The sequence below is a fragment of the Komagataeibacter swingsii genome (assembly GCF_003207895.1).
Taxonomy (GTDB): Bacteria; Pseudomonadota; Alphaproteobacteria; order Acetobacterales; family Acetobacteraceae; genus Komagataeibacter; species Komagataeibacter swingsii.
The window spans coordinates 1-24,585 of record NZ_NKUB01000009.1 but is presented as its reverse complement, the minus strand read 5'-3'; the positions used below and the strand labels follow the sequence as shown (position 1 = coordinate 24,585).

At 63.7% G+C, this 24,585-nt stretch carries 16 protein-coding genes; 3 read left to right on the top strand and 13 right to left on the bottom strand.

The annotated features are described in order from the left end of the window. Window positions 1-17: 17 nt before the first annotated feature. The 11 genes from CFR76_RS08575 to CFR76_RS08525 all read right to left on the bottom strand — a co-directional run bounded on the left by CFR76_RS08575 (window position 18) and on the right by CFR76_RS08525 (window position 16,790). Window positions 18-1,106, bottom strand: coding sequence for a polysaccharide biosynthesis/export family protein (locus tag CFR76_RS08575; protein ID WP_244191847.1), 1,089 nt, complete (start codon window positions 1,104-1,106; stop codon window positions 18-20). Further along, on the bottom strand, window positions 1,096-3,132 hold the full coding sequence (locus CFR76_RS08570) for a glycosyltransferase (RefSeq protein ID WP_110556759.1): 2,037 nt from the start codon (window positions 3,130-3,132) through the stop codon (window positions 1,096-1,098). Before CFR76_RS08570 ends, CFR76_RS08575 begins: the two co-directional genes overlap by 11 nt. Further along, window positions 3,123-4,130 (bottom strand): NAD-dependent epimerase, encoded by a 1,008-nt coding sequence (locus CFR76_RS08565; protein WP_110556758.1) that lies wholly within the window; start codon window positions 4,128-4,130, stop codon window positions 3,123-3,125. Before CFR76_RS08565 ends, CFR76_RS08570 begins: the two co-directional genes overlap by 10 nt. An 84-nt stretch (window positions 4,131-4,214) precedes the next feature. Further along, a complete protein-coding gene (locus tag CFR76_RS08560) occupies window positions 4,215-5,456 on the bottom strand; it encodes a hypothetical protein (RefSeq protein ID WP_110556757.1) in 1,242 nt (413 codons plus the stop codon). After that, entirely contained in the window at window positions 5,449-6,120 is a 672-nt protein-coding gene (locus CFR76_RS08555) for an ABC transporter ATP-binding protein (protein WP_110556756.1), read from the bottom strand. Before CFR76_RS08555 ends, CFR76_RS08560 begins: the two co-directional genes overlap by 8 nt. Next, window positions 6,117-6,986, bottom strand: coding sequence for an ABC transporter permease (locus CFR76_RS08550; protein ID WP_244191846.1), 870 nt, complete (start codon window positions 6,984-6,986; stop codon window positions 6,117-6,119). Before CFR76_RS08550 ends, CFR76_RS08555 begins: the two co-directional genes overlap by 4 nt. A gap of 62 nt (window positions 6,987-7,048) precedes the next feature. Continuing rightward, entirely contained in the window at window positions 7,049-8,377 is a 1,329-nt protein-coding gene (locus CFR76_RS08545) for a UDP-glucose dehydrogenase family protein (RefSeq protein WP_110556754.1), read from the bottom strand. Beyond that, window positions 8,374-10,971 (bottom strand): glycosyltransferase, encoded by a 2,598-nt coding sequence (locus CFR76_RS08540; protein WP_110556753.1) that lies wholly within the window; start codon window positions 10,969-10,971, stop codon window positions 8,374-8,376. Before CFR76_RS08540 ends, CFR76_RS08545 begins: the two co-directional genes overlap by 4 nt. Next, window positions 10,968-12,689, bottom strand: coding sequence for an asparagine synthetase B family protein (locus CFR76_RS08535; protein WP_244191845.1), 1,722 nt, complete (start codon window positions 12,687-12,689; stop codon window positions 10,968-10,970). The genes CFR76_RS08540 and CFR76_RS08535 overlap by 4 nt, the downstream gene beginning before the upstream one ends. Window positions 12,690-12,699: 10 nt before the next feature. Beyond that, a complete protein-coding gene (locus CFR76_RS08530) occupies window positions 12,700-15,399 on the bottom strand; it encodes a hypothetical protein (RefSeq protein ID WP_110556751.1) in 2,700 nt (899 codons plus the stop codon). Between the two features lie 71 nt (window positions 15,400-15,470). Next, window positions 15,471-16,790: a nucleotide sugar dehydrogenase gene (locus CFR76_RS08525; protein WP_244191844.1), complete on the bottom strand. Its 1,320-nt coding sequence runs from the start codon at window positions 16,788-16,790 to the stop codon at window positions 15,471-15,473. A 509-nt stretch (window positions 16,791-17,299) separates the two neighbouring features. Here CFR76_RS08525 and tkt point away from each other — a divergent pair. Next, window positions 17,300-19,387, top strand: a complete 2,088-nt coding sequence (tkt, locus tag CFR76_RS08520) for a transketolase (RefSeq protein ID WP_110556749.1) — start codon at window positions 17,300-17,302, stop codon at window positions 19,385-19,387. 141 nt (window positions 19,388-19,528) lie between these two features. Here the strand turns inward: tkt and CFR76_RS08515 are convergent, their stop codons facing one another. Beyond that, the gene (locus CFR76_RS08515) at window positions 19,529-20,431 is read right to left on the bottom strand and encodes a 3'-5' exonuclease (RefSeq protein WP_110556748.1); all 903 of its coding nucleotides are present in this window, start codon (window positions 20,429-20,431) and stop codon (window positions 19,529-19,531) included. 162 nt (window positions 20,432-20,593) lie between these two features. On the opposite strand from CFR76_RS08515, the gene CFR76_RS08510 reads away from it, so the two are divergent. Both CFR76_RS08510 and CFR76_RS08505 read left to right on the top strand, forming a co-directional pair. Then, a complete protein-coding gene (locus CFR76_RS08510) occupies window positions 20,594-21,571 on the top strand; it encodes an ion channel (RefSeq protein ID WP_110556747.1) in 978 nt (325 codons plus the stop codon). After that, a complete protein-coding gene (locus CFR76_RS08505; protein WP_110556746.1) occupies window positions 21,537-22,709 on the top strand; it encodes a retropepsin-like aspartic protease in 1,173 nt (390 codons plus the stop codon). The genes CFR76_RS08510 and CFR76_RS08505 overlap by 35 nt, the downstream gene beginning before the upstream one ends. Window positions 22,710-22,712: 3 nt before the next feature. Here the strand turns inward: CFR76_RS08505 and CFR76_RS08500 are convergent, their stop codons facing one another. Beyond that, a complete protein-coding gene (locus tag CFR76_RS08500) occupies window positions 22,713-24,530 on the bottom strand; it encodes an ABC transporter ATP-binding protein (protein WP_408884362.1) in 1,818 nt (605 codons plus the stop codon). Window positions 24,531-24,585 lie beyond the last annotated feature (55 nt).

Sequence of the window (24,585 nt, the reverse complement as noted above, 5' to 3'; positions counted from 1 at the left end):
CGCCTGCGCCAGCCCCATCAGATCGGATGCATGAAGCGCATCATGGTCAGGATCTGCAGGAAGGGTGTCGTGAATTTCTCGAAATCATGCAGGCCGGAATGGCTGACCACTATGCCGTCATTGGGCTGGATGGGGAACATCCGCGCCAGGAAGAGGGATTCCCCGCGTGACATGTTGAACCTGTACACCGTGGGCCGTGGATTGGTGTCGGGATTGGTCAGGCGAAAGACGAATACATGGGTCCGGTCGGCCTGCATGTCATCCAGCCCGCCAGCCATGCCCAGCGCGTCAAGCAGGCTGGTGCGGCGCGCGGTCATGTCGATCTGCCCGGGCTTGAGCACGGCCCCCATCGCCACGAAGCGACGGGCATTGGCCAGGGCCAGAATCTGGTCGCCATCCGTCACTTCAAGCCGCGAGAGCAGAAGCTGCGTATAAGGCAGTTCAACCGACTGCCCATCCGCGCGGTGAACCACGACATCGGTGGCATTGCTGATCTGCGCCGGGCCGCCGCTGCGGGAAATGGCGTCAAGCACGTCAATCTTGCCGCCGATGGTGGGCACGCGCCCCGGCGTTTTCACGTCGCCCGCCACCACGACCGAATGACCGGGTGTCGTCACGAATTCGATCTCGACCTGCGGCCCGACGGCAAGCTGCTGCTGGACCAGCGCGTTGCGGATCGTGGTCGCCGCGTTGGCCAGGCTGGAATGCGCGACCTTGAGCGACCCCACATACGGCAGCGTAATGCTGCCATTGTTATCGACCATGACCGAAGGGAACACGGACCCGCCAATGGAAATGGGGGCAAACGTGCCGCCATCGCTGCGTTCATACACCGTAATGCGCAACGTATCCCCCGCCAGGATCGGCACGTCCGGTACCGTGACCGGGGTAAGGGAGACGGGCGTTACCTGCTCGGGGACAACATTTTGCGCCAGGTTGTTCGCCGTGATGTCAACAACATTGTAATTCGCCACGGAGTTGACCGAAGAGGGATGCGTAATCGCCTTCGCGCTGGGCGAGTCATGCGATCCGGAGCCAGCGCATCCGCTCAGCAACGGCATCATCATCAATCCGATGATCGCGGTGCAGCAAACCTTATTCAACATAGGCCTCCATCGTTTTCCCCAGCATGGTCAGGAGCGAGAAACGTTCAGTAGCCACCCGCCGGGCATCACGGGCGATCGTGGCGACGGATGTGGCTGATTCAGGTAATAAAGAAAGGACAGCGGCGCTTACCGCATGGGTATCAGGGGAAAGGGCGTCCGGCAGTACAATGCCGGTTACGCCGTCAACCAGCGTTTCGGCCGCGCCACCCGCCGGTGTCGTCACGACCGGAATGCCCGCCGCCTGTGCCTCGATCAGCACATTGGGCAGCCCTTCCCACCGCGAAAGCAGCACGAAAACGTCAAAATGCCGGAGCCAGAACCCGACATCGGGCCGCCTGCCGGTAAACAGGACACGATCCGCGATGCCCAGCCCGCATGCATGGGCATGGCACTGCTGCGCCAGCGGGCCGTCGCCCACCATGATGAAGCGCAGGTCCGGCCGCTGCGCCAGCATCCGCGCCGCGCAGTCAAGCCACAGCAGCGGGCGCTTGTTGTCATCAAGGCGCATGACCGTGCCGATGGTGCGCGTGGCCGGCACCCGGGCATTGAACGCCGCCATGAAGACCGCGCTGTCGCCGCGCGGCGTCTCGTCAAGCGGTCGCACGCCGTTATAGATGACGCGTACACGCGCCTCATCAATGCCCAGCCATGTGGCGTAACGCCGCGCGGCAAAGCGGGAATTGGCGGCCAGCACGATACCCGGCGCGGAAAGCAGGGTCTGGTAGAGCATGTGGTATTCGGGGCGGTCGCGTTCGGGACGGTCGGGCGGGGGCGCGCTGCGTACCGAAAGGACGATGCGCGGCACCGCCGCCAGCACCGCGCCCAGTCCCGCCGCCAGCACCATTCCGTCCTGCCACAGATGCACGACCTGCGGCCTGCGCTGGCGCAGCAGGGCGGCCACCCGTGCCGTCGCGGCGTCAAGCGGCGCGGGCAGCAGGTGTAGGACATCCCTTATGCCCCCCACAGCCGTGTCGCTGCGCGCCACGTCAGCAGGGATCTGGCTGTAGCAGTCAACGGATATGCCAGCGGATGTCAGGTCGGAGAGGAAAAAATCCCCATGTGGCCGGTCATCCAGCGCCCGGCAGGCGACTTCCACCGGACCATCGAGGCGATAATCACCAATGGCCCCGCCCGCGCGCGCGGCATGCGTCAGGCCCACGGCAGTATTGACCAGTTGCCGTTCCGCCCCCCCCGCACCCAGCGAGCCGTTGAACATGACCACCCGTCCGACCGGCCCCCGCATGGCGGGGGGCGTTCCACGCCGGGCAATGGCCGAGACAAGGCAGTCGCGCAGCACGGCCTGATGCATGTTGCGCGCGGCCGTATCACCCAGCCCGCGCCGTGCCAGCAGCCTGCGGTCACGACGCAGGGCGGCGAGCTGATCCGCCACGCCACCATCGTGCATGGCGGGCGCATCTTCACCCGGGGCCGGCGGCAGGCGTTCCAGCACGGCCTGCGCCGCGGACAGGTCGCCACGCCGCCTGAGCAACCCGGCATGGAGGCTGGCGACATCCACGGGCATGGCCCCTTTTTCCAGCAATGCGGAAAGCGTCGCATCGACACGCGCATGTTCTCCCACTTCCTCCCATGCGCGCGCCCACATGCCCAGATGCGGCAGGGCAGGCGCGCCGTCAGGAAAACGGGCCTCGACGAGTGCGCGGGCCGCATCGCGTCCCGTCATGCGCAGCACGGTGCGCACGACGATCACGAAGGCTTCACCACAATGGGGAAACCGCTCCGCAAGCCGCATCCAGCCCGCCAGCGCCGCCGGGCGCCCTTCGCTCCGGTCATGCAGGCGCATGGCCAGGAGGTGAAAACGCTCATGGTTGGGAAAGCGGGCGGCAAGGCTGTCCATTTCCCGCGCGCCCTGCGCAAATGTACGCACGCGCACGTGCCGCGCGAACATGGCTTCCGCCATGTCACGCGTGCCGCGGTCGGGATGCGATGGCTGCGCCGAGCCGTCGCCATCGGGACGTGATGCCCGATGGCCCAGGGTGTCCGCCGGCTCGTCGTGTATCAGGGGCACGCGGGTACCTTGTAGTAATCCCTGTACCACGCAACGAAGGCATCCACGCCGGTCTGCACGGGGGTCGCCGGGCGGAAGCCGGTCAGCGCCTGCAGGGCCGAGCAGTCGGCCCACGTACGGGGCACGTCGCCGGGCTGCATGGGCATGTAGTTGCGCACGCACGGCTTGCCCAGCGCCTTTTCGATCGCCTCGATGAACGCCATCAGGCTGACCGGCTGGCTGTTGCCGATATTGACCACCCGGTACGGCGCAACGGGGCTGGCGCCGGGATCGCTTTCACCAGCCTTGAGCGGCGGCTTCGCGGACAGCAGGCAGATCGCTTCCACCAGATCGTCGATATAGGTGAAATCGCGTTCCATGTTGCCGTTGTTGTAGACATCGATCGGCTTGCCCGCGAGCGTGTTGGCGGTGAACTTGAACAGCGCCATGTCCGGCCGGCCCCACGGGCCATACACCGTAAAGAAGCGGAAGGCGGTAATCGGCAGCTTCCAGATATAGGAATAGGAATGCGCCAGTTCCTCGGTCGCCTTCTTGGTGGCGGCGTACAGGCTGAGCGGATGGTCGCAACGCTGGGATTCGGAGAAGGGCATCTCCTTGTTCGCCCCATAGACGGAAGACGTTGACGCCATCATGAGATGGGGCGTCTTGTGCTGCTTGACCTGCTCAAGCACGTTATAGGTGCCGACCAGGTTGGCGCTGATATAGGTGCCCGGGTTTTCAATGCTGTACCGCACCCCCGCCTGCGCCGCGAGGTGGATGACCAGTTCGGGCTGGCACGCCGCAAAGGCGTTTTCCATGGCCTGCGCATCTTCAAGCATGAATTCGTTGCAGGTGAATTTATCGAATTCCCGCAGCATCGCATGGCGCTTCTGCTTCAGCGTCACGTCGTAATAGGTGGTCATGCCATCTATGCCGGTCACCTCATGGCCCTCACGCAGCAGGCGCCGGGCGACATGGAAACCGATGAACCCGGCCGTACCGGTAACAAGAATACGCATTGTATACTCCAGAAAATTCAGGTGGCCCGGGGTAAGCCACCCCTGTTTTGTCCTGACGGAACACGACCACGCCCACGCGTCGCCCTAACGGGAATCACGCAGCGCGTAGAACAGCAGAAGCGAAATGGCCCATGCGATGAACGCGCAGCCCGTGACGGTCAGCGGGGAGAGCAGGTAACGGGGGAATGCCGCCATGCCCGCCTTGACCGGCCGGACATAGATCAGCACGTACGCGTTCTGCTTGACGGCGTTCTGGCGCAGCTCACGCAATGTATTGCGGGCTTCGTCATAATGGGTCTGGGCTTCCTTCATCTGGTCAAGCAGGAGGGTATTGGTGTCCATGACCGAAGCCCACCCTTCGGTCGGGGTCGCGGCATGGTCGGCCGAACCGCCACGGACGCGCTGCTGGATTCCATTGATCTGGCCCTGGATCGTGGAAATCTTCTGCTGCAGCGACGCCAGCGCCGGGCTGTTCATGCCGCCAGAACGGCGCAGGTCATCGGCCTGGCTCTGCGCGGCAAACAGCGCCTGGCGCAGGGCCTGCTCCATGTTTATTTCGCTCTGGTTGGACCGTTCCGCGTCAACAACGCCCGTCCTGGCGCGGAACTCCGCCAGCCGGTTGCGGGTATCCGTCAGGTTTCTTTCGGTCTCGTTCAGGCTTTCCTCAGCATATTTCACCGCATCCTGCTGCACGCGCTGCGAAATGGTGTTGGCCATGCGTTCGCTCAACTGCAGCACGCCATCCGCCAGCGTGTAGGAATCATCGGCGCTAAAGGCATATGTATTGAGTGTGATGATGCCCTTGGTCACGTCGTACTGCAGGCGTACTTTCTTGCGCCAGTCCGCCACGACATCCTCGATCTTCGCGTGGGCGGAAAGCCTGCTGAGGAAATCGGCCCGTGGCGAGGCCAGCATGCCGCGCACGTTCACGCCCGCCTGGGTCAGGTCCTCGATGGCGGGCGCGGAATCAAGGTAACTGAGCAGCCCGTACGACTGCGTGGCCGAAACCGGGCCGGCCGGCGGCCCGAATATGCCAACACCCCCGCCCGTTTCACTACCGTAATGGTCTGTCGTGCTGCGGATGGCGAATGTCGCCTGCGTCTGGTACTGGGGGGCGGCCAGCAGGTCGTAATACACGAACGCGATGAACGTCGGCAGTATGACCATAAGGCCAAAAACCAGCAGCCCGAAGGAACGGCGCGGCAGTTCCAGCGGGAACGCAGGCAACCCGATGGCCGCGCGGCTGGAGGATAAGGGGGAGACCGATGGCGCCTTGGCCCGGGTCTCGACAGTTTGGGACGTGCCCGCAGATGACGTGTCAGACATGGATTATCCCAAGCTGGTTTTCAAATTCATTGATGGCGTCGGCCATGGTCTCATGCCACGATAGCTGGCCATCCACGATTACCGCGCCACGCGTGCACATGCGTCGGATGGTGGTCACCGCCTGGGAGACCATGATGATTTTCGCGTGCTTGCGGCGTTCGGCAAATGCGGCCATGCAGCGGCGTTTGAACGCGACATCGCCCACGGCGCTGACCTCATCGACAAGATAGATGTCAAAACGGATGGCCAGCGACATCGCGAACGCGATGCGCGATTTCACGCTGCTTGAGCAGAAACTGAGCGGCTGGTCGAAACTGCGTCCGATTTCGGCAAACTCACGCACGAAGCGGATGCACTCGTTTTCGTCAGCCCCGTACAGGCGCGCTATGAAACGCACGTTGTCACGACCGGACATGTGGGGATGGAAGAAACCGCTATAGGACAGCGGGTAGGAAACCCGCATGTCGGGACTGCGGATGATCTCCCCGCTATCGGGGTAATCCATACCGGCGAGCAGGCGGATGAGCGTACTCTTGCCTGACCCGTTGCCACCAAGGATCCCGATATCCTCACTGCCGTCAAACACCGCGTTCAGGTGCGACAGGACCGGGTTGTCCGCCGGCCGCCCGCGATAGGATTTGGTGATATCCGACATCGTGATCATGCGGATATGATCCGTTTGCGCATGAAGCGCTGCAGGCACAGGCCGACCACCACGGACCCGATGGCCCATTGCGAAAGATAGAGTGGACTCATGTAGATTGTATCATAATCAGACAGGTACCCCGCGCGGAACAGCGCCACGCCATGCAGCATCGGGTTCCACAGCAACCATCGCCGCAGGTCGACGGGCACCCGGTCGATAAAGAAGAAAATGGCGGAAAAGTGGTAAAGCGGGCGCGTGATGATCGGATACAGCATCACCCATGAACGCCACATCTTGCCCAGCACGGCATTGATCAGCCCGACACCCATTCCCATCGTGAAGATCAGGATGACCGCGCCGACGCATTCCATCGGGTATTCGGGCACGGGGGCGTACTCGCCCACGACCATTCCCCCCAGGATCATTACGGAGACCGCAAGCCACGTAACGCCTTCCAGCAGTCCCCACGATGTCACGATATCCAGCGCATGCACCAGCGGAAAGCGCAGGAGCATCTGGTTGGAACGGAGTGCCGCGCCAACATGTAGCGCCGTTTTCTGGAACAGGAAGAACGGCAGCACCCCGGTCACGAAAAACAGAAGGACATTGCCCCCCACCGGGTCCTGGCGGTTGATGGCCCAGTAGACGACGGACATGACGGCAACATGGGCGATCGGTTCGATCAGCGCCCACAGGTAACCCACGCTGGTATGCCCGAAACGGGTCTGCGCGGTGCGCAGGATCAGCGCGACGATAATGCGGTAATGGCGCATGAGGGCAGGCATGACCCAGTTGTCCGCCTGCGCTCCGTCCCCGGTCGGCATGGGGGGGATGGACGCGCCATTCCCCGCCATGTTTCCCACGCTGCCATTCATGTCTGTCATTCTCCATCAACCATTCGGTGCACCCATGGGCCAGGCACCAGGCCGGGCTGGTGCCTGAAGCCTCAGGCGGCGTTCGTTTTCACCTGACCACGTCCGACACCCGTGTAGGTGAAGCCCGCCTTGATGACATCCGTGGGATTGTAGACATTGCGCAGGTCCACAAGGATCGGGCTTTTCATCAGCCCACGCACCTTGGTCAGGTCGAGCGCGCGGAAAACGTCCCATTCCGTCACCACCGTCACGACATCCGCGCCGGCCACGGTTTCGTACGGGTCCTTGCAGAACACGACGCCGTCCTCGATCACCTTGCGCGCCTGTTCCATGCCGACCGGATCGAAGGCGCGGATATTCGCGCCCGCATCCTTGAGCGCGCGCGTGATGGCAATGGAGGGTGCGTCGCGCATGTCATCCGTGTTGGGCTTGAAGGTCAGGCCCAGCAGGGCAACCGTCTTGCCGCGGATATCGCCACCCGCCGCCTGGATGATCTTGCGGCCCATGGCGCGCTTGCGCTGGTCATTGACATTCGCCACCGCCTCGATGATGCGCCCGGGCGCGCCATAATCCTGGCCGGTCTTGATGAGCGCGCTGACATCCTTGGGGAAACACGACCCGCCAAAGCCGGGGCCTGCATGCAGGAACTTGGAACCGATACGGTTGTCCAGCCCCATGCCGCGCGCGACGTCCTGCACGTTGGCGCCGGCTTCCTCGCACAGGTCGGCGATTTCGTTGATGAACGTGATCTTGGTGGCGAGGAAGGCGTTGGCCGCGTATTTGGTCAGTTCGGACGTGCGGCGGTCGGTAAACAGGATGGGCGCCTGATTGAGGAACAGCGGACGATAGACTTCCGACATGACTTCGCGCGCACGCGGGTCGGTCGTGCCGATCACGATGCGGTCGGGGCGCTTGAAGTCACCGATTGCAGCACCTTCACGCAGGAATTCCGGGTTGGACGCCACCGTGAAATCCGCGTCGGGCCGCGTCTCGCGGATCAGGCGCTCGACTTCATCACCCGTGCCGACCGGCACCGTGGATTTTGTCACCACGACGGTATAGCCCTGCAGTTCCGCCGCGATATCCTTCGCCACCTGATAGACATAGGTCAGGTCGGCATGGCCATCGCCACGGCGCGACGGCGTACCCACGGCAATGAACACCGCGTCGGCGTCACGCACGCCCCACCCCAGATCCATGTCGAACTTGAGGCGGTCGGCCGCGACGTTGCTGGCGATCAGTTCCGCCAGACCCGGCTCATAGATCGGCACGCCACCGCTGCGCAGGGATTCGATCTTGCGTGGGTCCGTATCGATGCAGCGGACCTCATGCCCGAAATCCGCGAAACACGCGCCGGTTACGAGGCCGACATACCCGGCCCCAATCACAGCAATTTTCATCCTACTCTCCCTTGTAACGGAAAACCTGTGTCGTAAAGTGACATCGTATCCCCCAGCATGCGCTGGAGGCCGAATCTCTGCTCAATAAAGGCCGGGGCGCCGGTCCGGGCCTTGAGACGAAACGTGCGGTCCTGCATGACCCGGATAACCGCGGCGGCAAGGTTTTCGGCCTTGTCATCGCGGACCAGATACCCGGTAATGTCCTGGATCACCGCTTCACGCGAGCCACCGGCATCCGTCGTGACAACGGGAACGCCCAGTGTCTGGGCCTCCAGCAATACGTTGGGCAGGCCCTCGACCTCGCTGGCCAGCAGCATGACATCCATGGCCGCGATCCATGGCTCGACCGGACTCTGCCGGCCCGCAAGCGTCACGCGGTCGGCAAGGCCGTGGGCTGCGATCCACTGCTCAAGCTCCGCGCGCAGCACGCCATCGCCCACAATGGTGAAACGGGCCTCCGGCACCTGTGCGGCCACGATTTCAGCCACCGACAGCCACAGGTGCGGCCGCTTGGCGGGCGCCAGGCGGAACGTACCCCCCATAAGCAGGTTGTCCGGTCCCAGCCCGAGGCGTTCGCGCACCATGGCGCGCGCTTCGGGGTTGCCGCGCTTCTGCACGGACGCGGTCTCCACCCCGTTGCGGATCACGGCGATCGATCCCGGCTCCAGCCCCAGCCACTTTTCGTAATCTTCCGCGCCCACGCCGGAATTGGCGGTCAGGCGCACATCGGAACGCTGGGCCAGGCAGCGGTACATCGTGGCGAGATAGGAACGGTAGCGCCGCCGGTCCGTCTCCTGCGCCACGACATTGCGCGTGGAACAGACAATGCGCGGCACCCCCGCCAGCACGGCGGCGACCGAGCCGGTGGAAATGACGCCGTCCTGCCACAGATGCACCAGTCCGGGCCGATGGCGGCGAAAACAGTCATATAGTTTGATGACATCGCGCGATATGCGCGTGGGCATTGCCGCGATGATGCGCAGCGCCTCGCGCGCGCCCACATCCTCCGCCGCGATCTTGCGAAAGCACGCGGCCTGGTCGATCGGGCCAAGATCCTCCATCTGGAGGTGCTCGTTGGCGGCGACCGGCATCATCACGGCCCGCCCGCGCTCGGCGGCCATGTCCTGCGCGACCAGCCATGTCGGGCCACGACCGGCCGCCGCGCGCAGCCTGGCCACGCCCCCGGCCGAATAGGCGACCTGCCGTTCCGCCCCACCCGCGCCAAGCGACGACGTGACCAGCATGACCGCATCGCCCGGCTCGATCAGCGTGCGCGCGGGCGGATGCAGCAGCGCGCGTTCAAACAGCGCATCGGGAAAGCGGCGGCGCCCGCTGGTGACGGCCGGCTGCAGAAGGGAGGCCGAGCAGCGCGCCGCCATGCGCTCGGTCTCGATGCTGGCCGTGCCATCCTCCAGCCCGCCGGACAGGAAGCTCCATGCCCGCACGTAATCCCCCGCGGCCAGCAGGGCGGCCGACGCCGCTTCCCGCGCGCGCATGCGCATGCGGGGATTGGACATGGCGCTGACCGCCAGCTTCACCGCACGCTTGTGCTCCCCTATGGAGGTTTCGAGGATGGACAGGTCAACCAGCCCTTCGGCCCCGCCTGAACGGAAATGCTGGCGGGCCTTGGCAATCAGCGCGTCAATGGCGGCATTACGTTCCAGCTTGCCCAGCGCATTGATCAGCCCGCGCCAGTACGCAAGCTTGGTGTCATCCAGCCGCAGGGATGTTTCCCATGCCTTCGCGGCCCCGGCCCAGTCCTTGAAATTGGCGCACAGCCGCGCGCGCATGACATGATAGCGCGCGATGTCCGGCTCAAGCGAGATCAGGTGATCGATCGCCTTGAGCAGTTCATCCTTGGGCGCGCCCATGATCTGGCGGGTCCTGAAGCGGCTGCGCAACAGCGCGATGTTATTGCTGTACAGCGCGGCCGCCCGGTCCTGAACCGCCAGCGCGCGGTCGGGTTCATTCACGCCCTGGAAAATCTGGGCAATGCGCAGCGCGGCGGGCAGGCTGCCCTCCCACAGTGATTCGGCGTGCTCCAGCACCTTCAGGGCCTCGGCCTTGGTGTCATGGCGCAGCACATGGTCGGCCAGGCAGGCGGCGGAATTGGCCGTCTCGGGCCACGTGGCCAGATGTTCGGCGTAAACGCGCCGCAAAATCCTGCCGTCGGCCCTGTTCATGCGGGCTTCCAGCAGGCGTTCAGCCGCGGCGAGATCACCCGGACAGACCTGCAGGAAGCTTATGAACAGGCGCTCGGCTTCACCATAATCGCCCCGCTCCAGCGCGCCGTTACCCAGTTTCCACAGGTGGCGGCCATTGCCTTCCGCCGGGGACCCGGCCCGTTCCACTTCCAGCCACAGCAGCCGCGCCTTGTGCTTTTCCCCCACGCCTTCGTAAGCCTGCGCCAGCAGGGATTTCATGTCCCGCGTGGCGGCCGCTTCTTCCTGCAGGGGTTCCAGCATGCTGACCACCACCTGGAACTGTCCCGAACGGACCAGCCGGCGCGCATCCTCGACAATCAGGCCCAGGTCCGCGCATGTCAGGGCTTTCCCCGACGGGGGAAGAACCTGCAGGATGAGGGAATCGCTCATGCGTACCCCGCCATGACGGCCGGGGATACGGGGGCGTCCTCGCGGAAGGCATGCGGCGTGTCGATCGTGTCCTGGTACCACAGTTCGGTACAGAACATTGTCCACAGGATACGGATGCTGCGCGCGGAGCGGTGCGAGGCGTGACGGAGGTGGCGCTCGACCTGCGCCGTGCTGAACAGGCCGCGCTGACGGCAGGCCGAACCCGTCAGGAGGTCACGCATGTAGGAACCGACCAGGCGTTCGGTCAGGTCGCGCACGTAATGGCGGGGCAGGCCGACGTCTCCCCTTCCAGCCGGTGCGGATGCGCCTTCCTGCGCGGCAGGCGTGCCACAGTGCCGGACGACAGCCGGGTCCAGGAAGGGGGCCACCGCCTCACGGTCATCAAGGGCGGCCACGCAGTCCAGCACCAGCAGGTCGCGGCCCGGCAGGCTCAGGCGCAGGTCCATGGCCGCGCCCGCGCGGCGCAGGTCGGGCGTGTCCACCGCCTCCAGCCCCGGGCCGAGCGCATCCGGCACGGCAAAAAGCAGGGTATGGGTCATTGCGGGGCCGACGACCGTCATGCGTTCGGATTCCGTCAGGCCGCCATGGCAGTGCTGGAACAGGTCGCGCACGAAGGGCATGACATCATAGAACGACGTTTTCCACCATACCGGCGGTCGCCCTTCCTCACGCAGGCGCACGACGTCGCGCATGAACACGTCGTAGCGCGGCGCGCTGCCCAGCAGTGCCGCGCCACCCGCGGACGAGACAAGGACCGTTTCCTCCGAATACTGCGGGAACAGGGCCGGATGTCCCGGCAGCAGGGAGACAAGTGGTTCACCGGCAATGCGTTGCAGCGCGCGCAGGCGCTCGACAATGACATCGTCATCCTGATCCAGGTTATTGCGGACGGGATGGAGCGGGGGAGCCTGCGGCCCGAGAGTCCGCAGCAGGGCGTACCCGCTATCCGCTTCCCCATCCCCCATAAGCAACGCGCGCGCGCCACCGCTGCCGGTGGTGACCGCCCGGCCCAGCAGCCGTGACAGGGTGGCATCCGCTCCCGCCTGCTGCGTGCGGTCCATGGGCACGCCGTCCGGGGCCGGCATGGCCCACGGGGCCGTATGAACCTTCAGGTCGCGGCCTACCGTCAGCATGTGGCCCGGCAGCAGGCGGCTTATGCCCGCATGCAGGTCAAATTCCGACGGCGCGCAACCAAGGGAGAAAACATGGGCCAGGGCATCAAGGTTGATGCGCCCTTCCAGATGGGGCCAGGCCTGCACCGTGCGGACATCGGAAGCGAAGACGAATGTCTTGTCATGCGCGGCGTAATAGAGCGGGCGCTGGCCATGGCGGTCGCGGGCGCATGTCAGGCTCTGCGTGGCCCCGTCATGAATGGCGAGCGCAAAGGGACCCTGCAGGCGCACGAACAGGGCATGGCCATGACGTGCCCAGCCAGCCAGCAGCACGGCGCCGGCATCCGACCCCGCCGGGCAGGCAAGTTCGCGACACAGTTCGGCCAGGTTATCAAGCCTGCCATCAAACAGCATGATGACGCCGTGCCGATGCACATGAACGGGACCGCCCATGCAGGCAACATGCCCATCGGCCGATTCGATGACCCCCGACATGGCGCCACCCGGCGGAATACGATAGGCCAGGCCCGCACCGCCCTGCCGTATCATCGATACGACACGGGGCGATACCCTGGTATTTCCCATCCATCCGACAAGAGCGCCCATTCCCGGTGCCTTACGCCGCTGCTGCCTGAGCCTGGCGGTTCAGGATATCGCTCAGGAATTCGATGCTGCGGGTATTGTCGGGTTCCAGTTCCACCGCCTTGAGCGCAGCCTGCACGCCCAGGTCGTAATCCTTGCCCGAACGGCAGAAGCTGGCCAGACGACGCCAGTGGGTCGCCCGGTCCGGTTCCTGTTGCGTCAGATGGTTCTGGACCTCGATGGCGTCACGCCACTGGCGCTTGATACGATAGACCCGCGAAAGCACCTTGAGCGCATCGACACGGTTGGGCGCGAGGGCCAGGATCTTGCGGCCGAATTCTTCCTGCCGCTCAAGGTCTTCCGCCTGCACGGCATCCTTCATGATGCGGCGGTACGCGGAAACGGCCTTGCCCAGGAAACGGTGCGCCTTTTCATTCTGCGGGTCGATGCCCAGCACGATGTCCGCCTTTGACACGGCTTCCGCCACCGCGCCGGAATTGAAGTCGTTGCGGAGTTCCTTGACCAGCTTGCGCGTCAGGGATTCGATCTTGGTGCCAACGACCGCCTTCTCTTCGGGGGGAAGCTGCCCGAAGAGCTGCAGCGAGCGCGCCCAGTTCTGCGCGCGCGCCGCGTTACGGGCGGCACGCAGCAGCGAAGACCCGTCAACCGGGTTGGTCAGGTGGGCGTAATGTTCCCATGCATCCGCTGATTCCTCCCACGCCTGCTTGCCTTCCAGCGCCTTGGCCAGCACGCGCTGGAGCGGCATGTTCGCATGGTCAAATGACAGGCCACGCCGGCACAGGGCAATGGCCGGATCCGTTTCGCCAACGGCGACAAGGCGCCGCGTCTCGCGCACGATCGGCGAGACGATCTTGCGGATGCCCGAATGGGCGTTGCGGTTTTCGGGATCGATTTTCAGGACGCCGTTCCACGCGGCGGCGGCGTTCACGTCGTTATTCTGCTCGGCGGCATGCCGCGCACGGCGAATGAGCGAGCGCACCAGCCCCGCCTGCAGCACGGCGTCATCCGCGGCCGGGTGCCCCTTGAGGCGAATGCGCGCCAGCAGGTCCGCCGCGTCTTCCAGGTGGCCGGCATCCACCAGCGTTGGCACCGATCCCATCGCGGCGCCGGGATCGATATCGGCAATCTGCATGGCGACTTCCGCCAGCGGCTTCATGCGCTTCAGCCGCTGGAGCGCCATTGCCTTGATGACAAGGGCCGAGACATCCGCCCTGTCACGCTGCAGGGCGCCATCGGCGTCCTGGATGGCGGCTTCGAAGTTGCGGCCCTTCAGTTCCGCCCGGGCTGCTTCGGTCAGGGGCATGGACTGGGCGGGCTGCAAGACCGCCAGCCGCTTCCAGATCGCCGCGGCTTCCTGGAAGCGGCGGGATTTCACGAACGCCTTGGCCGCAGCCGTCAGGGCCTTGGAATCGTCGGGCGCTTCGGTCACCAGTTCGAGCGCGAGCGAACAGGCTTCCTCCAGCCGGTTCAGGCGCTGGGCGATGCGCACCAGCAGGATCTTGGGTTCGACCAGTTTCGGGTCCAGGTCAAGGGCGTGGCGCAGGCTGGCCAGGCCGGAAATGCTGTCGCCGCGGTGGTAGGCGATGGTGCCAAGCTGGGCAAAAACCTCGGCATTGGTCGGATGGTCGATGGAGGCGCCACGCAGCATGGCCTCGGCCTCATCGGCTTCGCCGCGCTTCACCATGGCGCGGGCGTCGGCCAGGATCGCGTCGATGCGCATGTCATCGGGATTGACGACCGGGGCCGGCATGGCCGATGCCGCCGGCCTGCTTTCAGGCGCGGACGTGGTACTGGCGTCTGGCGCGGGCTGCGCCGTGCCGGATGCCTGCGCCATCGCCGCCGTCATGATCGGGCGCGCGGTTCCCGGCGTGGTCAGGGGAACGACGTAATTTTCATACAGATAGGTGCCCAGCACATCCTTGAAGTCGGTGGCGTAGTGCTTGTTATCCTCGCCCTGCTTCGCCAGCGCGTTCTTCAGGCCATGGGCCGTGACCAGCGGGGTCGGGTCAAAGTAGTTATAGCCATGGGCCTGGCATTCGGCGCGTATCCAGCCACACAGCCGGTTGCGCGAGGCGATCAGTTCCCCATTGTCTCCAGGCACGTTGATATGGCTGACGAACACCACGTTATTGCCAAGCGTGCTGGCGATGCGCTGCATGTCCGCGGCCACTTCCTCCTGCTTCGTGAAATGCACGTAGCCTTCAAGCATGATGCTTTTCAGCAATGGGGAAAGCGTATGGAACGCAGGAATCTTTTCCAGAAGCTGCCGCCGCTCGGGAATTTCCTTGATGCGGCGGTGTTTGAAGAAGATCTCCTGAATATCCTTGTGATCTTCAAAAACCCGGTTGACGCAGTTCAACTGGAGCAGGAACGCCTTGTAATGTATTTCCTTTATGGATGAAATTTCCACGAAATACACATCGGACGGCGTCCTTGCCGTGTCGGCTTCGTAGCGCTCGGACGCGATAAGCGGCACCATGTCATCCGGAAGGTTCCGCCCTTCCATGCATTCGATAAGCTGAAGGATTTCCTTGGTGGTATGCACGTAACCATACACGCGCGACATGTTGCGCTGCATGTCGCAATGCTTGGAGGCGATATACAGCGGTTCCGCGATGCGGCAGGTGCCCAGGGGGGTGACGGTTACTTCATGCACTTCAGCCTGTGTCAGCTTTTCCTTAACAGGTGAACCGACTTCATTATCTTTCAGCATGTATCCGTTCCTGTTCGTGCATCATCTGTTAAAACAAAAGACCGGCGTCCCGCGCGGGGGACGTTTCTTCATCAAAGGCGGAAAAAATCGATTTCTGGCGGCATGTTTCCCGGATCAAGGATGGCCTTGACGTCGATGACGACCTTCCCCACGCCACCAAGGCAGCGGTCAACGAGTGACCAGCCCCCCGTTACGAATGCATCATGCGCGACGGCCAGTATGACGCCGTCCGAAGGTTCGATATCCGCCTCCGGGCATAGCGGTGCGCCCAGCTGCGCCACGACATCCGCCGGTTCGGCCCATGGGTCCACGATCTGCGGGACAATGCCGAACACCTGCAACTGCCGGATCAGCGCGCGTGCGGGGGTGTTGCGCATATCGGGCAGGTTTTCCTTGAACGTGACACCCAGCACGGTCACGCGCCGTCCGCGCTGCCCATCAGGCCCATGCTGCCGGACAAGGCGGTCAATGCATTGCTGCGCAATGAATCCCGGCATGCTGTCGTTGACATTGCGCGCGGTCAGCACGAGCGAAGGCTCGATCCCTGTCTGCCGGGCGCAATAGGCCAGGTACATGGGGTCGACCCCGATGCAGTGCCCACCGACAAGACCGGGCCGGTAGGAATGGAAATTCCATTTTGTCCGCGCGGCCTGGAAAACATTCGTTGCATCCAGCCCCAGCGCGCCAAAGATGCGCGCCATTTCGTTCATGAGCGCTATGTTGACGTCACGTTGCACGTTTTCAGCCAGCTTGGTCGCTTCCGCCACGCGGATCGTCGGGGCGGCATAGATCCCCGCCTCCACAATGCTGCCATACAGGCGGCTGGCCCGCGCCAGGGCGGCGGGCGTATGGCCGGCGACGACCTTCGTGACCGTGCTGAGGCAGTGCTGCCGGTCACCCGGGTTGATCCGCTCCGGACTGTAAGCAACCATGAAATCCCGCCCGGCCCTCAGGCCGGATCGTCTTTCCAGTATCGGAATGCATATGTCCTCGGTCACACCGGGAAAGACCGTGGATTCATAAACGACCAGCGCGCCCGGGCGCAGGGCCGCGCCAACGGTCTGGCAGGCGGCCTCGAGATCGGACAGATCCGGCCGCCCCTCCGCATCAAGCGGCGTTGGCACGCACACGATGAACACGTCGCATGCCGCAAGCGCTGCCGTGTCATCTGTATAATCAATATGGGTACTGGACAGTATCTGCTGCGTGAATTCCTGACCGGAATCCAGCCCTGCCTGCAATTCATTCAGTCGTTTCTTGTTAGTATCAAATCCGGTGACGGCGGCGCCCTGCCCGGTAAAAGCAACAGCCAGCGGCAAACCGACATAGCCCATGCCGATGACTGCGATACGCTCTCCCACAAGGGATATATCAGGGGCAACGACTCCCACTACCGCATCCCGCATGGATGCGACAGGCTCACGAACATTAGCAGGCTTGCACCAGATACTTTCATTTCGATTACTTTATTCTTTACCGATATTATATGACTTATTCCATAATTACCACAATCATTAACTAAATATTTACCTATTCGTCAATGGGTTAAATTAAACATTTTTCTGGTTTCAGTTATTCAAATTTCAGAAATATATAGGAATATATACCTATATATTTCGATATAACAACAAGATTTCAGGTTATATTGATTATTTACCTGCTTTTGCCAGTACTTGCGGTAAATTGATGACGGCAGTTACCATAACAGGCCATGACCGCAAAAGATCCGCCTGCCGTTCCGCATGCGATGGTCCCGGTTACTCGTTCCCGCTTCATGCCTCAAGGAACCGTGTTCGACCCTTATGGGGCCGGATCAGGAAGATTGATTTGGGTCAAGCACTTACGCCCCGTTCCCTGCCATTATCAGGCAGCAAGGTCAGGCAAGCGGGAGTGCCGTGCAATGGATACCGTCAATCACATGCATCCTCTGGATGCACCGTCAGGCAGCATGGATCTTCTGGCGATCAATACCATACGCACACTGGCGATCGACGCCATCCAGAAAGCCAATTCCGGCCACCCGGGCACGCCGATGGGGCTGGCGCCCGCATCCTACGTGCTGTGGCGCGATATCCTGAAATATGATCCCGCAGCGCCGGGATGGATCAATCGCGACCGCTTCGTGCTATCGGTCGGCCATGCCTCATCCATGCTCTATGCAACGCTTTTTCTCGCCGGTGTGCGCGAGATGGCGGCCAATGGCCATGTCACCGACCGCCTGGCCGTAACACTTGATGACATCCGGCAGTTCCGCCAGCTTGGCTCGCGCACGCCGGGCCATCCTGAATATGGCGTCACGACCGGCGTGGAAACGACAACCGGCCCGCTGGGTCAGGGCCTAGCGGTGTCCGTGGGCATGGCGATCGCGCAGGCTTGGCTGGCCAGGCATTTCAACCGTCCCGGCCATGATGTTTTCGATCATCATATCTACGCCTTTTCGGGCGAAGGCTGCCTTATGGAAGGGATCAGCGCGGAAGCCGCCTCGCTGGCCGGCCATCTGCAACTGGGGCACCTTGTCTGGCTGTATGACTGCAACAGGATATCCATTGAAGGGAATGTTGACATCACCTTCACCGAAAACCTTGCGGCGCGCTTTCGCGCTGCCGGGTGGGATGTGCTGGAAGTCGCCGATATCAACGATCTTGCCACATTGCGCGCAACCCTTCGCGCCGCGCGGGATGACCTGACAAAGCCCACTTTCGTCATCACCCACAGCATTATTGGCTATGGTTCGCCGCACAAGGCCGGCAAGGCGTCCGCGCATGGCGCCCCGCTGGGCGTGGAAGAAGTGCGCGAGACAAAGCGCGCCTATGGCTGGCCGGAGGATGCGCAGTTCCTGGTGCCGGACGGCGTGCCTGAACACATGCGTTCCGGCATGCAGGGCGCGCGTGCGCATGCGGCGTGGCACAGCATGATGGAGTCCTATCGCAGGACATGGCCGGACCTGGCCGCCGAACTTGACCGGATGGAGCACGGCGGCATGGCCGTGGCGGATATCATGAAGGCGGCGTGCCCCGATTACGCGCCCGATCCGGTTGGCAGGGCCACGCGCGAAACCTCGGGCGAAGTGCTGAACGCCGTTGCGCAGGCCATGCCTTTCCTGCTTGGCGGCTCGGGCGACCTTGCCCCCTCGAACAAATCCGCGCTGACATTCAAGGGAACAGGCTGGTTCGAATCCCCCGCCTGGCAGGGCGATTACAGCGGCCGGAATTTCCATTTCGGCATTCGCGAACACGCCATGGGCGCCATCTGCAACGGCATGGCGTCCTATCGTTTACGCCCCTATGCCGCCACCTTCCTTGTTTTCATGGATTACATGAAAACGCCCATCCGGCTTGCCGCGATGATGGGCCTGCCGGTCATTTACATCTTCACGCATGACTCCATCGGCATGGGCGAGGACGGCCCCACCCACCAGCCCATCGAGCACCTGCTCCAGCTGCGCGGCATTCCGAACCTGCTGACCATTCGCCCGGCGGACGCCAATGAAGTGGCCGTGGCGTGGCAGGTGGCCATGCAGTCCACATCCCGCCCGGTTGCGTTCGCGCTGAGCCGGCAGGCACTGCCCACGATTGACCGTTCGCGTTACGGCGCGGCGGACGGGCTGCGCAGGGGGGGCTATATTGTGGCCGACATGCCCGACCCGCAACTGATCCTGATCGCGACAGGGGGTGAGTTGCATCTGGCCATGGGCGCGCATGAAACACTCCGGGCCGAGGGCGTGGCCACACGTGTCGTCTCGCTACCGTGCTGGGAACTGTTTGAAGAACAGCACCAGTCCTACCGGGATTCGGTTCTGCCGCCAGCGGTCACGCGGCGCGTTACGATCGAAGCCGGTTGCGGGATTGGCTGGGAACGTTATGCAGGCCCGCAGGGCAGGATCATTGCCATGCATTCCTTCGGCGCATCGGCGCCTTATCAGGATCTGATGCAAAAATTCGGCTTTACCGAGGACGCCGTCCTCTCGACCGCGCGCTCCCTGCTCTGACCCCGGCGGCGCGTCGAGGGGTGTAACGTCGGAATTCTCGGATGCCGCCTTTTTTTCAAGAAGGCGGCTGCTGCCTGAAATGTTGGAAAAAAGCGTCCCCCGGAACGTCCCCGCGGTTTGCGCCCGGCCCGCGGGGGAGTCCTAGCACCGCGTCGAAAAGCGGTCCCACGGCGTGATGCGCGTCACGGGCAGATCAACGGGGCGGGCATAGACCTCGGCTGACAGGAACGCCAGTTCCCCCGCCACCTGGTCTTCGGGCAGCGAGATGGACCATGCACGTGGGTTCCCATCGGTTCCGTCATTCCAGCGGTAGCCACGCTGGCGCAGCATGTCCTTGTATTCATAGGGCGCGTTCTCCGCCCAGATCCGGCAGCGGATCTGGCGCGCGCTTTCCAGCAGCGCCCCCAGCGCCGGACGCCCCGATACCGGCAGGTCGCGATCCAGGATCGCGATCCCCGCCAGGCAGTCATCCACCGCCCGATGGCCGTCGAACCAGAAACCCGCCTGCATGCCCAGATAGGACAGCTTGCGCCCTTCATACCCTTCCGCCGCCCAATCGACATCGCGCATGGAACATGCCCACGGCTTGGTGGTGAAGGCAGGCGTGAAGCGTTCGGCGAACTTGCGGTCAAAATTTGCATTATGGGCGATAATCAACGATGCGGGCGCGACAAAACGTTCCACTTCCTCCGGGATGACGGACTGCCCCGCCACCATGGCCGGGGTAATGCCGGTCAGTTCGGTAATCTGGGCCGGGATGGGACACGATGGTTCACGCAGGCGGCTGAAGGGTTCCAGCGATCCCAGTATTCGCCCATCCAGCGTGTAGACGAAGGGCACGATCCCGAATTCGATGATTTCGTCCTTCGCGGCGCTCAGCCCGGTTGTCTCAAGGTCAAGGAACATGCCAAGCCGCGTGCCCGTCCCCTCCGGGTACTGGTCCAGCACGCGCGGCGCCAGCGGGCGCAGGACGCGGTAACGGCCCGTGCCCTCCAGCGTCCGGGCCATGTGTTCCATCTGTTCGGGGGCTGGGTCGTCTGTCATCACGGCTCTCCTGTAGCAGGCATGTCTGCATGGATATGTAGACAGCATGCGCGTTGCGTCCAGCAGAACGGGCGTTGTCCTGTGGCGCGACATGGAATATTACAAAATTTGTCAGGTCGGCCTGATCCTGATGCAATCCGACATGCGCACACAGGATACGCCATGGCCCAGCATGCCGCGCCAGACCCCGCCCCCCGGCCCGCCAGTCCCGCGCCCCCGGCATCGGGGCCTGCGAACGCCCACCGCCTGGAAGATAACGGGCATGACACGATCGTGCGCGTGGGGCAGGTCGACCGTATCTGGTCCGATTTCTACCACCATGCCCTGACCGCGCCGTGGAGCACGTTCTTCTACGGCTCCCTGCTGGTTTATATCGGCATCAACCTGCTGTTCGCCCTGCTGTACATGGCGGACAGTGACGGGATCAGCGGCACGCATCCGCACAGCTTCGCCGATTTCTTCTTTTTCAGCGTGCAGACCCTGTCCACCGTAGGCTATGGCGGCATGATCCCCACAAGCCACACCGCCAACCTGATCGCCACGGTGGAGGTGCTGGGCGGCATGATGATCAACGCCCTGGCGACCGGGCTGATCTTTGCCCGTTTCTCCCGCCCGCGCGCGCGGGTCATGTTCAGTGACAAGGCGCTCATACTGCGCGAAAACAACCAGCTTCACCTTGATATCCGCATCGCCAACTGCAGGCGCAGCCCGATCCTGTCGGTGGATGTGGAATTCGCGCTGGCCCGCCTGATCCGCACGCCCGCGGGCCGGGTGGTGCGGCAGTTCGATCCCCTGCCCCTGCAGCAGGCGCACGTGCCGGTGCTGCGCTTTGCCTGCACGCCCACACATGTCATTGATGAAAACAGCCCGCTATGTGGCATGACGGAAGCCGACCTGTCGGCGCAGGAGGCGGAAATCATCGTCAGCCTGACCGGCACGGACGAAGCATCCGGCCAGACAGTATTCGCTCGCTCCGCTTACGGTTTTGACCGTATGCTCTATAACCATCGCTTCGTGGATATCATAAACGCCGGGCCGGATGGACGGATCACCGTTGACTACACCCGTTTCGACCAGACCGAATCGCCACAGGACGCAGCTGCCGATGTGGCGGAATACCTGGCTGACCAGCCTGACTGACATGGACGGGCCGCGCATCCTGCGCGCGGGCCTGTGCGCCATGGGCATCATGGGCATCATGGGCATCATGGGCATCATCATGGCCTGCGCGGGGATCACGCACGCCCGCCCCGTGCGCCATGCCCCGCCGCCGCCCGCGCCCGACGCTGCACCCGAGCTGCTGTATGGCCTGCCCGCCGCCTGCATCGCCCATGTCATCACGGCCCCGCTGCTGACCAACAGCGGCAGCCCCATCATTCCTGTCACGTTCAACGCGATGGACGGACTGTCCTATCTCAGCGTAACGCAGGACAGGGTGGGGGTGTACGCCGCCACGACACATGACTTTCCCGTGGAATCCATCATCGACGTCCAGACCATCGCGGGCGGGGACACCACCTATACCACCACCCTGAACACCCTGCGCATAAGCAACGGCATGGCGGAAAACGTGCCGGCCCTGCTGGAGGGGATCGGCCTGCCCCACGTCAATGACCGGCCCGTGCTGGGGATCATCGGGTATGATGTGCTGGGCAATTACGACGTGCTGTTCGACTTCCCGGCCCGGCGCATGGTCCTGTTCCTGCCGCGCGAGGGCGGCGCATGCCCGCCGATGCGTGACTGGCTGGGGGCGGACAGCACGGCGCTGCCGCTCCTGCCCGATTCCACCGGGCGGATGACCGGGGTGGCCCTGCGGATGGGGGAACGCACCATCCGGATGGAGGTCGAGCCGGGGGCCGACATCTCATCCCTTTCCCGCAGGGACGCACGCGCGCTGGGCCTGACCAGCGCCATGCTGCGCACGGACATGCATGTGCGCACCAATGCAGGCAAGATCCTGAACGGCCGGCGGCATCATTTCGATAATGTCACGCTGGGGTCGTGGCAGAACCTCGGGCTGGACGTGAATGTGGAAAAGACCACCTACAGCGTCCTTGGCATGAATTTCCTGCGCCGCAGGCGGGTCCTCATGGCCTTTCCACAGGACATGGTCTTCATGACCCCGCAGCAGGACATGCCGGACGACCGGGGACAGGCGACACATGGCGTGCTGAGCACGCGCACCGCCATCGCCCGCATGGTCGATACCCCGCCGCCTGCGGGCAACACCCTGCTGGTGCCAACGGACAGGCCCGCCGCCGGGCCTGCCGCGCCCTGACCCCTATGCCGGCAGGTCGCCACCCGCAGGCAGCAGCCTGTCGCGATAAGGACCGGGCACGCGTTCGAGTTCGGCCATGCTGCCCTGCTGGGCGATGCGTCCCTTTTCCATCACCACGATACGGTCGAACCCGCGCAGCGTGGACAGGCGGTGCGCCACCGCGATCACGGTGCGCCCGACCATCAGCCGTTCAAGGGCGGCATGGACATGGCGCTCGCTTTCACCATCCAGCGCGCTGGTCGCCTCATCCAGGATCAGCACCGGCGCATTGCGCAGGAAGGCGCGCGCGATGGCGATGCGCTGACGCTGCCCGCCCGACAGCATCACGCCCCGCTCCCCCACCACGGTATCGAAGCCGCGCGGCATGGCGGCGATGAAGCCGGTGCATCCCGCAGCCTCCGCCGCCGCGTGGATTTCGGCATCGGTGGCGTCGGGGCGGCCATAGCGGATATTTTCCCCCACCGAACGGCGCAGCAGGTACACATCCTGCGGCACGACCGCCATGGTGGCGCGCAGGCTGGCCTCATCCAGTTCCAGAATGTTGATGCCGTCCATCTCCACCGCCCCCGCCTGCACGAAACGCTGGCGCTGCAGCAGGGCCAGGACCGTGCTTTTGCCCGACCCCGACACGCCCACCAGCCCGACACGGGTACCTGCGGGAATGTCCAGGTCAAAATGCGACAGGACCGGCGGGCTGCCGGGATAGGCAAAGGTGACATCGCGTAGCCGCACATGCCCCCGGCATGCGGCGGGGGGCAGGGTCATGGACTCCACGACACCGCTATGTTCATGCGGCACCAGCAGGTGGCCCAGCGTTTCAGACAGGCGGGTGACATGCTTCATGGCCTCGACCATGGAAAAGGCAAGGTCGCGCGTGCAGTTCAGGATCAGGAAGCCCAGCGTCGTCACCATCACCACGTCACCCGTCGTGGCCCGGTGCATACGCCACAGCAGCACCGCCCAGACCAGCAGCCCCGTGGTCATGAAGGCGGTGACGGTGGAATGGATCATGCGCAGCTGTTCCATGTACCGCAGCGACCGGCTGTGCATGCCTGTTTCTACCTGGATGCGCCTGCGCATGCGGCCGTGTTCGGAACCGATCATGCCATAGGCGCGCACCAGTGGCAGGTTCTGCATCACATCCAGCATTTCGCCATCCACCTCCGCCGCCTCGGCGGCATAGGACAGGTGCAGGAACTGCCCCCGCCCCGCCAGCCGGTATATGCCAAGGCCCAGCAGCAGGGTCATGCCCACCAGCACCAGCGCCATCCACGGGCTGACGGTGCCAAGGGTGACAATGGCCAGCACAAGGTTCAGCACCGAAGGCAGCAGGTTCCACGCCGCCATGTTTTCCAGCGCCACCACCGCGCCCGCCGCCGCCGACACGCGCGCCGCCAGCGCACCGGACAGCCGGTCCGCAAAATAGGTCGCGGCGTGGCCCGTAAGGTAACGGAACAGGTCCTGGCGCACATCGCCGCCCACGCGCACGAACACGCCCGACGCCATCCATCCCGCCACGCGCCATGCCGCGTTGTCACAGATGATGGTGGCGCAGAACAGGATGATGGACACCCATACCGCCCCCATCCCCTGCCCGCCCTGCGTCATGCCGTTGACCAGGTGGCGGATGATGGCGGACATGCCCACGTTGCACGCGACCGCCACCGCGATCGCACCGACGATGATGGCATGCCAGCGCGCATGCAGGCGCACGTAATGGAAAATGAATGTTAAGCGGCATGGAAAAGTGACCCCTTCGGAAGGGGGACAGGCAGCTAAAAACGACCCCTTTCTGAGAAACGGGTTCACGATGGCCTTCATGCTGAATGGAGGCCCGGTTTGGGATGCTTGTTGTGGAAACAATTGGAAAGATCCG